General features: G+C 64.5%; 11 protein-coding genes. 6 read left to right on the forward strand and 5 right to left on the reverse strand.

Features of this window, described 5'->3' with window-relative positions:
- The first annotated feature begins 197 nt into the window (after positions 1–197).
- Positions 198–857 (forward strand): hypothetical protein, encoded by a 660-nt coding sequence (locus tag QCE88_RS09315; RefSeq protein ID WP_309901188.1) that lies wholly within the window; start codon positions 198–200, stop codon positions 855–857.
- Between the two features lie 31 nt (positions 858–888).
- Here QCE88_RS09315 and QCE88_RS09320 read toward each other — a convergent pair whose 3' ends face one another.
- Positions 889–3,111, reverse strand: a complete 2,223-nt coding sequence (locus QCE88_RS09320; RefSeq protein ID WP_309901190.1) for a TonB-dependent siderophore receptor — start codon at positions 3,109–3,111, stop codon at positions 889–891.
- A 419-nt stretch (positions 3,112–3,530) separates the two neighbouring features.
- A complete protein-coding gene (locus QCE88_RS09325) occupies positions 3,531–3,893 on the reverse strand; it encodes a hypothetical protein (RefSeq protein WP_309901192.1) in 363 nt (120 codons plus the stop codon).
- 263 nt (positions 3,894–4,156) lie between these two features.
- On the opposite strand from QCE88_RS09325, the gene QCE88_RS09330 reads away from it, so the two are divergent.
- From QCE88_RS09330 to bfr, 3 genes are all read left to right on the forward strand, one after another.
- Positions 4,157–4,912 (forward strand): hypothetical protein, encoded by a 756-nt coding sequence (locus QCE88_RS09330; RefSeq protein WP_309901194.1) that lies wholly within the window; start codon positions 4,157–4,159, stop codon positions 4,910–4,912.
- A gap of 323 nt (positions 4,913–5,235) precedes the next feature.
- Positions 5,236–7,623 (forward strand): phosphocholine-specific phospholipase C, encoded by a 2,388-nt coding sequence (locus tag QCE88_RS09335; protein ID WP_309901196.1) that lies wholly within the window; start codon positions 5,236–5,238, stop codon positions 7,621–7,623.
- Positions 7,624–7,743: 120 nt separating this feature from the next.
- A complete protein-coding gene (gene bfr, locus QCE88_RS09340; protein WP_309901198.1) occupies positions 7,744–8,220 on the forward strand; it encodes a bacterioferritin in 477 nt (158 codons plus the stop codon).
- Positions 8,221–8,231: 11 nt separating this feature from the next.
- Here bfr and QCE88_RS09345 read toward each other — a convergent pair whose 3' ends face one another.
- Both QCE88_RS09345 and QCE88_RS09350 read right to left on the reverse strand, forming a co-directional pair.
- Positions 8,232–8,702 (reverse strand): ribonuclease, encoded by a 471-nt coding sequence (locus QCE88_RS09345; protein ID WP_309901200.1) that lies wholly within the window; start codon positions 8,700–8,702, stop codon positions 8,232–8,234.
- 146 nt (positions 8,703–8,848) lie between these two features.
- Positions 8,849–9,679: a sulfite exporter TauE/SafE family protein gene (locus tag QCE88_RS09350; protein WP_309901201.1), complete on the reverse strand. Its 831-nt coding sequence runs from the start codon at positions 9,677–9,679 to the stop codon at positions 8,849–8,851.
- 612 nt (positions 9,680–10,291) lie between these two features.
- Between QCE88_RS09350 and QCE88_RS09355 the strand changes: the two genes are divergently transcribed.
- On the forward strand, positions 10,292–12,118 hold the full coding sequence (locus tag QCE88_RS09355; RefSeq protein ID WP_309901204.1) for an alkaline phosphatase family protein: 1,827 nt from the start codon (positions 10,292–10,294) through the stop codon (positions 12,116–12,118).
- 144 nt (positions 12,119–12,262) lie between these two features.
- Positions 12,263–13,687, forward strand: a complete 1,425-nt coding sequence (locus QCE88_RS09360; RefSeq protein WP_309901206.1) for a cytochrome c peroxidase — start codon at positions 12,263–12,265, stop codon at positions 13,685–13,687.
- Between the two features lie 126 nt (positions 13,688–13,813).
- Here QCE88_RS09360 and QCE88_RS09365 read toward each other — a convergent pair whose 3' ends face one another.
- On the reverse strand, positions 13,814–16,219 hold the full coding sequence (locus QCE88_RS09365) for a polysaccharide biosynthesis tyrosine autokinase (RefSeq protein ID WP_309901208.1): 2,406 nt from the start codon (positions 16,217–16,219) through the stop codon (positions 13,814–13,816).
- Positions 16,220–16,256: the final 37 nt, after the last annotated feature.

A 16,256-nucleotide genomic window follows, 5' to 3' on the forward strand; every position in this document is an offset into this window, starting at 1 on the left:
TAGCTGCCCGGTATCCGTGATGGTAAGGGGGCGGACGCTCTTTCTTCGGCGCAGTGGCGCCTTAAGCGTCCCATAAGCACCGCGTCCGCACAATGTGCGATTTTGGGTCCGAGGGCCGACATGACGGGCGCGCATCGCTCGCAGCACCAATCAACCCTTGCGGCCGATGGCTTCGCTTCGTCCACGGGAGCCCCGGCATGAAGGCCGCGCGCGTGAAAACGCTCGATATCGGCGCGGACGGCATCGCGTGGCGGCACTACGATTCGACGCAGGCCGACACCCTTGCACAAGTGCCGCCCGCGCCGGGCGAGCTCTACGTGTGGCTCGTCTCCACCGACTTTCCTTTTGCGTCCGCGTTGAACATCGGCCAGTGGCTGACCATCGCGGAACGCAGGCGAGCGCGCATGCATCCGCGCTCGCCGATCGGACGACGCTTCAGCATCGCCCGCGCGACTTTGCGCCTGTCCCTGTCACACATGCTTGACTGTGCGCCCGAGGAAGTGGGGCTGACTGAAGGCCCGTTCGAGCGCGTCGCGGTATCGAGCCATGACGTGCAGCTGGGCGTCGATGTGGCTTACGCGGGCATCTGGATCGCCATCGTGATCGCGGCGTGCGATGTAGGCGTGGGCCTGACGGTCGCGCCCGTATCGGACGATGCGTCGCGCGGCGGCCGGGCATGGGCCGAGGCCGCCGGGATCGCCCGCTCGCGGCTCGGGCAAGCGAGCGCGGCCATGGCCCACGATCATGCCCTCACCCTGCCGATGCCCGGCGGCTTTCGCGGCGTTGCATTGACGCGTGAACCGATCACGCGGGTCAGCACGTTCGGGTTCAGCCGGACGGTCATGCTCGAAGGGTGATCGCACGCGGCGATCACCCCTGACCTGCCGCTTACTGATAAAAGTTGAGCGTGACCACGGCCGAGCGGCCCGGCGCCCACGTCGCGTAGATCGGATACGCGGACGAGAAGTACTTGCGGTCGAAGATGTTGTTCACGTTCAACTGCAGGTCCACTGCCTTCGAGACGTGATAGGTCGCGACGGCATCGATGCGCGCATAGCCCGGCGTCCACTTGCGCACCGTCGGCGAGACCGAAGCGTAGGTCATGCTCGCGATCGTCGCCCCCGCGCCGACCTTCAGCTTCGGCATCACGTCATAGAACGACCACAGCGCGACGTTGTGCTTCGGGACCATGACCATCGGCAGGCCGGATGACGCCGCGCTGGCCGCGCCGGCATCGACGGTGATCGCATCGAGATACGAATAGCCGCCGAACACGCTCCACTTGCTCGTGATGTTCCCGGCACTGCCCACTTCCACGCCGCGCACGCGTTGGTGCCCCGCGTTGATCAGGCCGCCCAGGCCGTCGCTCACGCGTGCGTTGGTCTTGTCGGTCTGGAACAGCGCGAGGTTCATCGAGAGCCGGTCGAGCACGTCCCACTTCGCGCCCACTTCGATATTGCGGCTGCGCTCCGGCGACAAGTCCTGATTGGTCGCGGTGATCTGGTCGGTCCCGCCGCCGAGACCCGAGTTCGCGCCCGGCGGATTCGCCGACGTGCCATACGACGTGTACAGGCTCACCGAAGGCAGCGGCTTGTAGACGAGGCCAAGCTGATAGCTGAACAGGTTGGAATCGTTCGTCAGGTCCTTCGCGCCCTGCTGCGTCGCCGTGACGTCGAAGCGGTCGAAGCGCACACCCGCGTTGAAAAGCCACTGATCGGTGATCTTCACGCTGTCGAACAGATACGCCGATGCCGTGTTGGTCTGCGTATGCGTCGCCGCACCGGGGAAGCCCTTGTCGCCGTTCAGCAGGATGCTGCCGAGCCAGGGGTTGTCGGGATTCCACGCGTTGATGGGCGTGCAGTTGAACGGCACGTTGCACGGCGTGCTCGAGCGGATGTTGTTGCCCGCGCTGTCCGCCACGAGATAGCCCTCGTAGAGGCTGCGTTCGTGACTGAATTCGACGCCGCCCGTCATCGTGTGCTGCATACCGAGCAGCGTGGCCTTGCCGGTCAGTTCGGTCTGGTTGGTGATGCTGTTGGTCGCGTACTTGCCGCTCTTTGCCTGCAGGCCGAGGATGTTCGAGGTCGCGCTCAGCAACTGCGGATTGGTGGCGACGTAATCGAGCGTCGAGCGGCCGAACATCGTCGTGTTGCGCAGCTTCAGATTGTCGTTGAAGCGATGCTCAACGCGCACTTCGCCCGTATCGGTCTGGCCGTAGCGGTAGTCGCGGTTGTTGAAGCCGTAGAACTGGCTGCGGTCGCTGTTGATCGGCGTGCCGCCGGTCGAACGGAACGGCACGCTGAAGTCCGGCATGTCGTACGAGTTCAGATGGTAGTAGCTGACCGTGACCGTCGTCGGACTGTTCAGGCCGAAGGCCACCGAAGGCGCCACGCCCCAGCGCTTGCTGTACACGTTGTTGCGGCCCGCCTGATTGGCGTCGTAGCCCATCGCGTTGAAGCGGAAGGCGTTGCCGTCGCCGAACTGGTGGTTCACATCGAGCGTCAGACGCTTGTACGCCTCCGTGCCGATGCCGAGACCCGCGTTGATGAAGTCCTCGCTCTTCGGCATCTTCGTTTCGATGTCGATGGAACCGCCCACCGAGCCGCGTCCCGCATACACCGAATCCGGTCCCTTGATGACCGTGATGTTCTCGATGTCGAAGGTCTCGCGGTTCTGCACGCCCGAGTCGCGAATGCCGTCCACGAAAATCGAATTGCGCGATTCGAAGCCGCGGATCACCGGCCGGTCCGCCGACGGATTCGCCGCCGCGTCGCCGCCGAGGAACGTGATGCCCGGCACGGTCTTGAGGGCGTCGGCGAAAGTCGTTGCGTTGGTCTCGCGGATCAGTTCCTGCGGAATGACGGTGATGGAACGCGGCGTGTCGAGCAGGGGCGCGGTGAACTTGTACGACGGCAGCGCCTTCGTCTGCATGTCGGACTGTGCGGTACTGGCGTTGACTCTCACTGCGGGCAGCGTCGCGGATGAGGCATCGGCGGCGGCGGCGTCCGGCGCGGTCTGCGCGAGGACGTGGGAAGGCAACGCGAAACTGGCGCAATAAAGCGCACCGACGGACGCGAGCAAACGCGTCCGCGTCTTGAGCAGAGCGGGCATGGTGTGTGTGTGAAGGGTTGAAGCCTCACGTTGCGTGAGGCGCACTGACGCGAACGAAGCCCGCGGTAGACCTAGAAGATGCGAATGTTTCGCATTAACTATCGGCGCGAAGTGTAATGTTTGTTAACAAAGGAGTAAACGGGTCTTTAAAAAGATTTTTGAGACCGTTGTGCCATAAGGCGCTCCACGCAACACTGAAAGCTCGGGCTAAGTATCCGTAAGAATTTTCGTGGGATAATGGGAATAATTCTCATTAGCCAGAGGTTCGGAACGGCGAGTTGTCCCAACCCTGCTCGCATCGCGTTCCACGCGGAAACCGGCATTGCAAAGGCCGAAAAAAACCCGGCAAGCGCCGGGTTGAAAAGACAGTCCGCGAAGGACTGTCTGCGTGGACCTGAAGCCTGAGTTTGCCCGTGGCCTCAGGAATGAATGACGATGCTGCCCGCCCTCTTTTCTGCTCCGCTCGCTTCTCGATGGAGTTGCACGAGCCAGCCTGACGGGCAGGCTTCGCTGATGCAGAAGCGGCCGTTGACGCCGTCGCGCTGCCAGACCACATGCCCGGTCTCACGCGCGTCTTCGAACGCCATGCGCGCGCGGCGCCTGACAACGCGCCAGAGCATGCCCGACAGGCACAGGATGGCGCTTCGGGTCGCGACGGCCGCCATCCATCCGGGATGTCCGATGCACGCCAGCGTCAGAAGCGCGGCGCTCTCCATGACCATGACCGACATCGCGAAGAGCACGACGTTTGCCCGGATGGCGCCGAGGTGCGGCAGGCTCATCGAAAGCTCCCTGAATGACGCAACCTTCGTTGCATGAACGCATGACACTGAGTCGTCGACAAGCTTGAGGTTGCCGTCCTTAAGAGAGGCTTAGCCATGCGCATCGACGCGAAAAAATCGAACGCGTGAAAACGATCTGAAAGACGGTGTCAGCGATCCCATCGACAAGACCTGCACGCGACCCTAAGCCTTTCATAAGCGAACGCTCACTAAGCTCTCCGCTCCTACATGCACGACCCGTCCCATCCCTGAGCGGAGCACTCATGCAAAAACACGCTGCGGTCACGGCCAAGGTTCCCGAAGTCACCTTTGGCTTCTGGCTCATCAAGATCGCCGCGACGACCCTTGGCGAAACCGCCGGCGATGCCGTCTCCATGTCGATGAAACTCGGCTATCTGCTGGGCACGTGCATCTTCGCTGCGGTGTTCATCGTCGCCGTCAGCGCGCAGATCAAGGCGCGCCGCTTTCATCCCGCGCTGTACTGGTTCACGATCGTCGCGACGACGACCGTCGGCACGACACTCGCGGACTTCGCCGATCGCTCGCTCGGGATCGGCTACGCCGGCGGCAGCGCGTTGCTGCTCACGCTGCTCATGATCTCGCTGGCGGTCTGGTATCGCGCGATGGGATCGGTATCGATCGCGACGGTGTCATCGCCGCGCGCCGAGATGTTCTACTGGGTGACCATCATGTTCTCGCAGACGCTCGGCACCGCGCTCGGCGACTGGACCGCCGATGACGCCGGCCTCGGCTACACCGGCGCCGCGCTGATCTTCGGCGGACTGCTCGCGGTCATCGCGATTGCCTTCTACGCGACGCGCGTCTCACGCACCTTCCTGTTCTGGAGCGCGTTCATCCTGACGCGGCCACTCGGCGCGGTCCTCGGCGACTTCCTCGACAAACCCGTGGCGCAAGGCGGGCTCGAACTGAGCCGCTATGGCGCGTCGCTCGCACTGATGGGCTTCATGCTGGTCTGTGCGTTCACCTTCAGGCAGCGTCCCGCGCGCGCCATGCATTGACCATGGCCCACCCGAATCCCGTTATCGACACCATTCCGTCATCCTTGCCCCTTATATTCCTCAGTCACCTGGACCTGACAGTCACCGTACTGACGGTTACGGGCATGCTGTACGTGCATTACGACGTCCTTGAGCTTCCACGAGCGGGGTCTCGGCAGGCAGTCTTCCTTCCGGGTGACATCGAGCATGGAGCGCGGCCGACTCACGCAGCCTGGCCGTGACAAGCCATGCCGGTGCGCCGGGGGGAACGGCTGCGGTGAACGCTATCGAAGGTTTCGACGCTCATTGCGATCTCCAGCCAAACAAGAAGGAACACTTCCCCCGTGAACTCCCGTCGCAAGTTTCTCCAGAGCACGGCCACGGCCGGCCTGTCAGCCGCCGCGCTCAGCGTGTTTCCCCCCAGCATCCGCCGCGCGCTCGCGATTCCCGCGCATCACGAAAGCGGCACGATCAAGGACGTCAAGCACGTCGTGATCCTGATGATGGAAAACCGCGCGTTCGACCATTACTTCGGTACCTATAAGGGCGTGCGCGGCTACGGCGATCGTTTCACGATCCCGCTGCCGAACGGCCGCAACGTTTGGCAGCAGGTCGATGCCAGCGGCAACGTCGACCTGCCTTACCATCTCGACGAAACGCGCGGCAATGCCCAACGCGTCACCGGCACGCCGCACAGCTGGGTCGACACGCAGGCCGCATGGGACGGCGGCCGCATGGCGGCATGGCCGGTGTCGAAGAAGAACCAGACGATGGGTTATTTCGACACGACCGAAATCCCCTTCCAGCGCGCACTCGCCGAAGCCTTCACGATCTGCGACGACTACCACTGCGCCTTTCTCGGCGGCACGCATCCGAACCGGATGTTCCACTCCACGGGCACGAATGGCCCGGCATACGGCAAGACCTTCGTGAACAACTTCACCGGCGACTACACGGTGGCATCGTCGGCCTCGTCGTACTTCGACTGGAAGACCACCGCCGAGCGTCTGGAAGAAGCCGGCGTGAGCTGGAAGGTGTATCAGAACATCATCAACACCTACGGCTGCAACCCGCTGCTGGGATTCAAGAAGTTCCGCCAGGCCAACGAAGCGCTGCCGGCGGCGCGCCAGGTCAATGCCTCGCTGACCCAGGCCGCCGAGCCGGTCTACAACCCGGCCGATGCGGCAGCCCAGCCGCTCATCAAGGGCTATGCGAACACCCTGCCGACCACGGACGCCGATCCCAACACCAACGGCACCTTCGTCGAAGCCTTCGCTGACGACGTCAGGAACGGCCGTCTGCCGGAGGTGTCGTGGGTCGTTCCGACCGACGTCTATTCCGAGCATCCCGGTCCTTCGAGCCCGGTGCAGGGCGCGTGGTTCGTGCAGCAGTTCCTCGATGCGCTGACCGCCGTGCCCGAGGTGTGGAGCAAGACCGTGCTGCTCGTCAACTTCGACGAGAACGATGGCTTCTTCGACCACGTCCCGCCCGCGGCGGTGCCGTCGCCGAACGGTGACGGCAGCTATGCCGGCAAGACCACGCTGTCGGGCGGCGAGCTGGGCGTCGAGTATTTCACGCATCCCTATGTCACCCGCGCCGACACCGGCGCCGCGCCCGACAGCCAGCCCGCCGCACCGGACGGCAAGCCCTATGGTCCGGGTCCGCGCGTGCCGCTGTGGGTCATCTCGCCGTGGAGCCGTGGCGGCTGGGTCAACTCGCAGACCTTCGACCATACTTCGGTGCTGCGCTTCCTCGAAGCGCGCTTCGGCATCAAGGAAAGCAACATCTCGTCGTATCGACGGCTGATCAACGGCGACCTCACGAGCGCCTTCAACTTCGCGACGCCGAACGGCGAGCCACTGCCAACGCTCGCCGGCGAAAAGAGCAAGGCCGACGCCGATGCGCTGCGCGCCACCCAGCAGGCGCTGGGGCAGATCGTGCCGGATGCCGGTCGCGGCATGCCGGCGCAGGCGAACGGCTTCCGTCCGTCGCGCGCGCTGCCGTACGAGCTGCATGCGAGCGCTCACGTGGACGCATCAAGTGGCGGCGTCAAGCTGCTGTTCGCCAACACGGGCCGCCAAGGCGCCGTGTTCCACGTGTACGACAAGCTGCATCTGGACCGCCTGCCGAAGCGTTATGCCGTCGAACCCGGCAGGACGCTGGACGACATCTGGACGCCTTCCTCCAGCGACCTCGGCAAGTACGACCTCTGGGTGCTGGGTCCGAACGGCTGGCATCGAGAGTTCAAGGGCGATCTCTCCGCGCTGAAGGGTCATCGCGGCAGCAACCTGGAGGTCCGCGTGGGCTACGGGACGCTGACCGGCAATCTGCATCTGCAACTGCGCAATGACGGCGCGGGCCTGGCCCAGTTCACCGTGAAGTCCAACCGGGTCTATGGCGCGCTTCAGGCGTATCCGGGCCTGCCGTTGCCGGGCTTCGGACGTGGCCCGTCTGGCTTCGACGGCTTCGCGGCCGCCGGCTTCGGCGCCTGGCCCGCGCCCGCGCCGTTCCCGCGCGCCGACAGCCTCGGACCCGGCCACACGTGGACGGTCAGCACGGGCGGCCTGCTGCCGGTGGCCATGTTCTGGAATCTCGCGCAGACCGGCTTCTGGTATGACTTCGAGATCACCAGCAGCACGGACCGCAGCTTCTACCGGCGTATTGCCGGACGCATGGAGACGGGCCGTCACTCGGTCTCCGATCCGGCAATGGGCATGACAGACGCGTTCTGAGCGTGACGCGAGGCATCGGGCTGCGGCCCGGTGTCTCGCGTTGTCCGCCTCGATGCGGCTGAATCCGCCGAATCGCGAATGCGTATATGCTTTCTGCATGAATCACGGGCGAGCGACATCATGCAAAGCGATCCGAAAGTTATCGAGCTTCTCAACGCGGAACTGAAGAACGAACTGACCGCGGTGCATCAATATCTGCACCATGCGCGCCTGTATAAACATTGGGGACTGGAAGAACTCGGCGCGCATGAATATGCGGAGTCGATGGACGAACTGACGCATGCGGACCGCCTGATCGAGCGCATTCTGATGCTCGACGGCGAGCCGAACCTGCAGGATCTGCATCCGCTCAACATCGGCAGGCACACGCTCGATGCGTTGAAAAACGATCTTGCACTCGAACGCGCCGCTCAGTCGCAATGCAAGAGCGGCATCGGCTATTGCGAGTCCGTGCGGGATTTTGTATCGAGACAGCTGCTGGTCGAGTTGCTGGATGCGACCGAAGAGCATATCGACTGGCTGGAAATACAGATCGGGCTGATCGACAAGCTCGGCATCGCGAACTATCAGCAATCGGCCGCGAGCAAGCCGGTTTGAATGACCCGCTCCTAGTCCCCGATCCGTTTGAAACTCGCGTAGTAATCGTCGGTGTAATAGCAGTCGCGAATCTGCTTGCGCGCTCCGCCGCACACGATCCGGCGCAAGCCTCGATCCGTCGCGCCAGGCGTACGGACCGTGTATGCACGGTAGTAACCGCGCGCATGCGCCGGCAACAATGACGCGCTGTTGCGAAACAGGACGCCATCTTCACCGAACGGAAAAGGTCCGCCCGACTGGACGAGGCGCAATGTCTCCGCGGCCTCGCCGGGCAATTGCGCCTTCGCGATGGTGGACGGCGCGCCATGGTCCTGCGCGCCCGACGCGGCGGAAACGCCGCTGGCAACCTGTCCAAGCTGGACCGGCGCCTGACTCGCGGATGCGCCCGCGTTCTGGGTCGCGTCTTGCGATCCGCCCTTGCCGCATCCGGCAAGCGCCGCGCTCAGGGCGACGGCGAGAGAGAAAGCCCATGCTCGCTTCACGAAACGGTTGCCTCCGGGTTGAACCGCGTTCGACGTTCAGGACCGGATCGAGAGTAGCGCTTATGACGGGGTGAAGCAACGCAAAGGCGGACATCACCGATACAAAGTCCGGCCTGACCATTCCATACGAACTTTGCCGCGGGTCTTCATGAACCGGATCGGCCGGTCAGGATCGACGCATACAGGTTGATGGCGGGCATGAGTTCCTCGTTGAACCAGTGTGCCGGCAAGGCCAGATGAACCAGCTCGCCGACGATCACCGTCACCAGCAAGCCCACGATCCAGCGCCGCGCATGCTCGGACACCGCGATGCGCGCGCCGATCAACCCGCCCGCAAGGCTCCCGAGCCCCATGATTCCGCCCACGCGCCAATCGATGTTCCCATGCTGCACGAAGACAAGCATGGCGGCGGTGGTCGTGAAAAGCGTCGCGAAGTTCTTGACGATGTTGGCTTCGACGAGCGTCAGGCCCGCCGCGAGCACCAGCACGAGGAGCATGTAGGTACCCGAATCGAGCACGATGAAACCGGTCCAGATACCCACGACGAAGAGCAGCGCCACGGTTCTCGCGTCGAAGCGGAATTCGCTGTCTCCGGCGGCGTTCAGCAGTTTCTTGAGCTTGGTGAAGATCAGGATCAGCGCGACGATCACCGCGCCCACGATGACCTTGCGCAGGTCGTGTCCCGGAAGATGCTCGCTCGCCAGCGCGCCGACGGCCGCGCCGAGCGCGAGCGGCGCCGCGACCTTCAGCGCGCGACGCCACGGGATGGCGCCTTCGCGCGCGAGTCCGACCGTCGCCGCGAGCGCGCCGACGAGCACCGGAATGCGATTGGTGGCATTCGCCGTGGCGGCGTGAAGACCGATCGACATCAGGATGGGCAAGGATACGGCGGACCCGGATGACGCCACGGTATTCAGGAAACCGCAAAACAACCCGGCGACGAGCACCATGGCGATGATTTCGACGCTGAGGCTCATGCTGATTCCTTCTCGATTAATCCAGGGCGATAACCTGCGACTACGCAGCGGAATGACATGCCGCGTATCGCATTGGGCAAAAGCGGCGGGGCTTTTGTAAGCCATATAAATAAAGAATTGCAAGGTAATTTCAGGCGCGCGCTCCGTCTTTTGGCTCTGCCGGACGCGGATTGAAAGCCTGGTTACCCATGCCGTGCCGAATCAAACTGGCGGCACGGCAGCGGGAACAGACGCCACGATAAGCCTCGAGACTAAGCCGAAAATTACGCTCGCCGTGACCTGTCACCGCACTCGGGCGCCTGAGGACGTCAATCAGACAGGGATTCGCACGCCTCACGGAGTCCCGTCAGGCGACGCTTTGCACGACGCCATTCTTCACACCCGGTTCTTTCAAAATAAATAGAATCATCAACATAAAAGCAAACATCGAGTAATCAAACCGTATGTAAATACCAGTAAGGAATTCGTCCCGGCTTCGCCATATTGAAATGTTTCAATTCCGGTGCTCCAAGTCCCGGCTTGAAGCGCCCTTGCAAATCCATTCAAAAATAAACCAGCCACTCCAGCCTGTCGGTCCTGGAGCGCTGTGCGGCAATCTGGAGCCCCCAACGAATGTCCTATAAGACCATCCTTCCCTGCGCGATTTCCGTCGCGGCGCTGCTGGCCATGGCGGCCTGCGGCAGTTCGCACGATTCGAGCGGGTCCGCCACGCCCGCCGTCTCGGCGCAGGATGCGCTGAAAACCGCCACCCCGATCAAGCATCTGGTCGTGATCTTCGGCGAGAACGTCTCCTTCGATCACTACTTCGCCACCTACCCGAACGCGAAGAACGTGGCCGGCGAGCCCAGCTTCACCGCCGCCGCCGGCACGCAGACGGACATCGCCACGCTGGCCGCCGCCGGACTCACCGGCGCCGCCAATCCGAACGCGCAACCGGGCTCGCCGAACATCGTCGCCGCCACGGTCAACGGCCAGACGACCACGCCGCCGAGCGTCGGCAGCGTCGCGCTGACGACCACCACCGCGCAGCCGTTCCGCCTCGACCGCTCGCAGGCCAACACCAAGAGCCAGAACCACAGCTACGCGCCCGAACAGCTCGCCGACGACAACCTGAAGATGGACGCGTTCCCGCTCTTCACGTCGGCCAGCTCGATCATCACGGGCAGCACGGGCCAGTTCGGTTCGTCGGCACAGGTGCTGGGCTATTTCGACGGCAATACCGTCACGGCGTACTGGAATCTCGCGCAGAACTACGCGATGAACGACAACGCGTGGACCGACACCTTCGGTCCGTCGACGCCGGGCGCGATCGAAGTGGTCTCGGGCCAGAACCAGGGCGTGACCGTCACGCCCAATCCGAAGAACCCGACGGGCACGACCGGCAACGCGATTCCTGACGGCCAGGGCGGCTTCACGATGATCGGCGACCTCGACCCGACCACCGATGTCTGCTCGATCGCCGCGCTCTCCGCCACGGCCGGCCCGACCGGCATGATGGGCGGCAAGAACATCGGCGACCTGCTGAACGGCGCGAGCATCACCTGGGGCGGCTTCATGGGCGGCTTCAACCTGCAGACGGTCAACGCGAACGGCACGACGGGCTGCGCGCGCTCCACGTGGTCCGACGTGCTCGGCACCGCACCCGCCGACTACATCCAGCATCACGCCTGGTTCCAGTACTACACCTCGACGGCCAATCCGACGCACCAGCGCCCGACCACCACCGCGATGATCGGCTACACCGAGCCGACGCTCGACAACACGGCGACGCCGGTGCATCACCAGTACGACGTCGACGACTTCTTCACGGCCGTGAAGGCGGGCAATTTCCCGTCGGTGAGCTTCCTGAAGGCGCCCGCCATCAGCGACGGCCATCCGGGCAACTCCGATCCGCTCGACGAACAGGCTTTCGTCGTGAAGGTGACGAACTTCCTGCAGCAGCAGCCCGACTGGAAGGACACGCTCGTCGTGGTGGCCTATGACGACTCGGACGGCTGGTACGACCACGTGGTGCCGACCGTCAAGTTCTCCTCGTTCGACAAGTCCCTCGTCACCAAGGTCGGCACCGCCACCTTCACCGGCGCGGACCAGTTGTCGGGCCAGGGCGAGTGCACTGCCGCGGGCGCGACGCAGCCGCTCGGCATCAACGGCGGCCAGGTCAATGGCCGCTGCGGTCCCGGCACGCGCACGCCGTTCCTGATGATCTCGCCGTGGGCCAAGGTCAACTACGTGGACCACACGCCGATCACGCAGGCTTCGGTCGTCCGCTTCATCGAGGACAACTGGCTCGGCGGCGCGCGTCTTGGCGCCGGTTCGTTCGACGCAACGGCCGGCGACATCCGCAGCATGCTCGACGTGAACGGCACGGGCAACGCTTCGACCGTGTTCCTCGATCCGAGCCTCGGCACGAAGCTCGCCGCCGCGCCCGCCAGCAACTGAAAGGTGACCGTGCGCCCCGCCCTCCGCCTTGCGCCCTCTCCCACGTGAAGGCGGGGCGTCCAGCCCCTTTCGCCATGGCTCGAGCCGGCGCTTCCACGCGCCGGCTCGATGATTTTTTTCAAGCCTCTCTTCATCTCCATCGTCATGAGCTCTCCGAACCCTGCCTTGCCGCCCTCGCTCTCCGCCGGCAGCGCGCCGCGCCTCTTGCCGCGCGTGCTCGGCTGGTCCGCCGCGATCGCCGCGGCGGCCTGCGCCGCCTTCGCCGCCTATGCGCTCGTTTATCCGGAGCGGATGCCCTTGTCCGTCGGCACGCTGGTCGAGAACCTCACCGGCGCGAATCCGCAGCCCGTCGCGCTGCACGTGCCGCCGAGCCAGCCGCTGAGCGCGGTGGCGCTGCTGGGCAAGCAGATCTTCAATGACGCGTCGCTGTCGGCATCGGGCAAGCAGTCCTGCGCCTCCTGCCACAATCCGGATCACGCGTATGGCCCGCCCAACGATCTCTCGGTGCAGCTGGGCGGCGAGCACATGACGCAGGCGGGTTATCGGCCGCCGCCGTCGCTGGCCTACCTGTACCGCCAGGCGCCGTTCTCCATCGGCCCCGACCAGAACGACATGGACGCCGCGCCCGTTTCGCTCGACCAGCTGGCCACCGCCGCGGCCGGCACGCAACGCGCGGCTAAAACGGCCGGCGTCGCGCCCGCCGCGCCCGCGCTGGTGCCGCAGGGCGGCCTGTTCTGGGACGGCCGCGCGAGCACGCTGCAAGACCAGGCCCTCGGGCCGATGCTGAATCCCGTCGAAATGGCGAACCATAGTCCTGACGAAGTCGCGCGCAAGCTGATGAACGCGCCCTACCTCGACCAGTTCAAGCAGCTGTTCGGCGAGCGCATCGTGAAGCAGCCCGATCTGCTGGTCGACGAAGCCATGTTCGCGGTCGGGCGCTACCAGTTTGAAGATCCGTCGTTCCATCGCTTCACGAGCAAGTACGACTACTGGCTGCAAGGCAAGACGCGGCTCACGCAGGCGGAGCTGCACGGCCTGCGCCTGTTCAACGATCCGGACAAGGCCAACTGCGCCGGCTGCCATCTGAGCAAGCCGACCGCCGACCACCTGCCGCCGCTGTTCACCGACACGCAATACGAAGCGCTGGGCGTGCCGCGCAACCGCGACCTGCCCATCAACCACGACCCGAAGTTCTACGACATGGGCGTCTGCGGCCCCTTCCGTTCCGACGCCGCCACGCTGACGCAATACTGCGGCATGTTCCTCACGCCGACGCTGCGCAATGTCGCGACACGCCACGCGTTCTTTCACAACGGCGTGTATCACGACCTGAAGCAGGTGATGAACTTCTACAACCTGCGCAGCGCGGACCCGGCGAAGATCTATCCGCTCGACGCAGCGGGCAAGCCGCAGCAATACGACGATCTGCCGCCGCAGTATCACGCGAACATCGACGTCACCGATGCGCCGTTCGATCGCAAGGCTGGCGACCAGCCTGCCATGACCGACGATGACATCCACGACATCATCGCGTTCATGAACACGCTGACGGACGGTTATACGCCCTGATTGACGCGCCTGAGCCACGCAGCAAAGGAAAAAGCCGGAGGCTGGCAACCCAGCACTCCGGCTCGAAGAAACGGCGGCGGCTCTTCTTAACGGCTTGTCGCTCGCACGCGCGCCTTGCTCAACGTATTACCGCGTGGACGTCCGGATGCCGTATTCCTCGCGCGCACCGTAGCGTCCCGGTGCGAAGCCGTTGAACACGTGCCCGCCCACCTTCGCGCCGACATTCTCCAGACGGCGCAGCGTCTCCTCCAGTTGCCTGGCTCCCGTGCGATCCGCGCGCGAGACCAGCAGCACGAGGTCGCAGTTCTGCATCGCGATCGACAGCGCGTCGGCAACCGGCAGCACCGGCGGCGAATCGATCACGATGTAATCGTAGATGTCGCGCAGCATCGTCATCATTTCCTGGAACGCCGGACGGGTCAGCAGCTCCGCCGGGTTCTCCGGGAATTCGATGCCCGCGTCCATCAGCGAGAGTCCGCCGTCGCCGAGCGGCTTGATCGCATCCTCCACCTTCGCCGTGCCGGCCAGCACTTCAGCCAGACCCGGATGCTCGCGGTCGTCGGTCAGGTGACGCAGACGGCCCTGACGCATGTCGGCGTCGATCAGCAGCACCGAGGCGCGCGTCTCGGCCAGCAGGTAAGCGAAGTTCGACGACACGAAGCTCTTGCCCACACCTTGCGTCGGACCCGTGAACAGGATCACGCGGCCGCCGATGTCGTGGGCGCCGGGTGCGTCGATCACATAGCCCGGATTCATCACCGCCGTCGTATGACCCGTGTGTCCGACCGCGTGGCTCAGCGCCATCGGGTTCATCGGATTGAGCGGGTTCATCGGATGCAGGCCGTGGAAGCCCGGATGATTCGCGAGCGGCACGCCGGAGAGCATCGCCCGCACGCTGCTGCGCAGCGAACGCAAGGCTTCGACGCTCGGATCGGTCGGGTTCGTCATCGCGAGCAGACGAGCCGGCGCTGCGTTATGCGTGAGCGCACGGACATCCTGGCGCAGTTGCGCGGTCGAACGGGCAATCACGGCGAGACGCGGCACGTGCGAGAAGTGATCGATCTCTTCCGGGCTGCGCAGTTCGCGGCGATGCAGCGCGATCGCGTAGATCGACACCGTGCTCAGGAACAGACCGCCGAAGATCGAGCCGAGCAGCACGATCCACGCGCGCGGCCACGACTGCTTCTCGGGCGCGATGGCCCAGTCCACCACGGCCATGCCCGGCGGCGTGCTGGCCGCGGCCACTTCGAGCTGCTGCGCGTTGGTGAGCACGCTGGTGTAGAGCTGCGTCGTCACGGCGACTTCGCGCGACAGTTCGACATATTGCCGCTGGATGCTCGGCAGGGCTGCCGCGGTCTTCGTCGCATCGCCGATCTCGCGCTTCACCTGGTTCAGCTGCGTGAGCGCGCTTTGATACGGCTCGGAATCCGGACGATAGCGATGCTGCGCGGCGTCGAGCGCGAGTTGCAGCGTCGTCTGGCGTTCCTCGAGCGCGCTCATGCGTGTGATCAGCGCAACGTTCTGCTGCTGCATGTCGACCGTGCCGGTCTGCGTGCGGAACGTGTTGAGACGGCTTTCGGCGCGTTCGAGATCGGCCTTCAGCGCGGGCAGGCGCTGCTTCAGGAAGTCGAGGCTGGTTTGCGCCTGTGCGGCACGGCGCTCGACGTCGCGTTCCTGATAGTTCTTGACGATCGCATTGACCATCGCCTGCGCCTCGAACGGCGATTCGGCCTGATAGGTCAGGTGGATCAGCGCCGGATCGCGCAGCGCCGAATCGCGCGGCGGAATCGCGGTGCGCAGACGTTGCAGCACGTTGTCGAAGGTGGTCTGCTGCGAATACTTGGCGATCTGGAATTCGACGCCAGAACGGGCGCGCAGCGTGTCGATGCGCACTTCGCCGGGCGCGGCGCCTTCGGGCGTCGTCACCTGGAACGGCACGGTCTCGCCGACCTTGCCTTCGGCCAGGCGCGTATCGTCCTTGTCATACAGTGTCCAGCGGCCGCCCTCGCCCGCGATGACGTGAAACTTCATCTGCAGCGCGGCCTTCGGCACGTTGAACACGCCCGGCGTCAGGCGCTCGCCGCCCCACGCGTATTGATCGAGGCCGAACGGCGCCGGCACGAGTTCGCGGTCGGTCGCGTGACGCATCGCGAACCAGCGGCCGATCAACGGAAAATGGCTCTCGGTCTGCACGACCGTCTCGGCGCCCGTCTGCGCGATCGCCGCGCTCACGACCGAACGCGAGGTCAGCACGTCGCTTTCGTCGTTGGCGGACCCTTCGGCGGCGATCGAGCCGGACACGTCCGACAGCGAGCTGATCGCCACGCCTGCCTTGCTTTGCACGCGCAGCAGCGCTTCCGCGCGATACTGCGGCGTCGCCAGCAGGATGTACAGGACGCCCGCCGCGCAGCATGTGCCCGTGACCGCGCCGAGCAAGGTCTTGTGACGGACGACGCTGCGCCAGAGATCCACGATTCCGTCACCACGGTGCGGCACTGGCGTCATGGTGGGGCGCATGTTGTATGAAAGCATGTTATATCCCTAACAAAGAAGTAAAGACCAAGGACGT

The sequence above is a fragment of the Caballeronia sp. LZ035 genome (assembly GCF_031451175.1).
GTDB lineage: Bacteria > Pseudomonadota > Gammaproteobacteria > Burkholderiales > Burkholderiaceae > Caballeronia.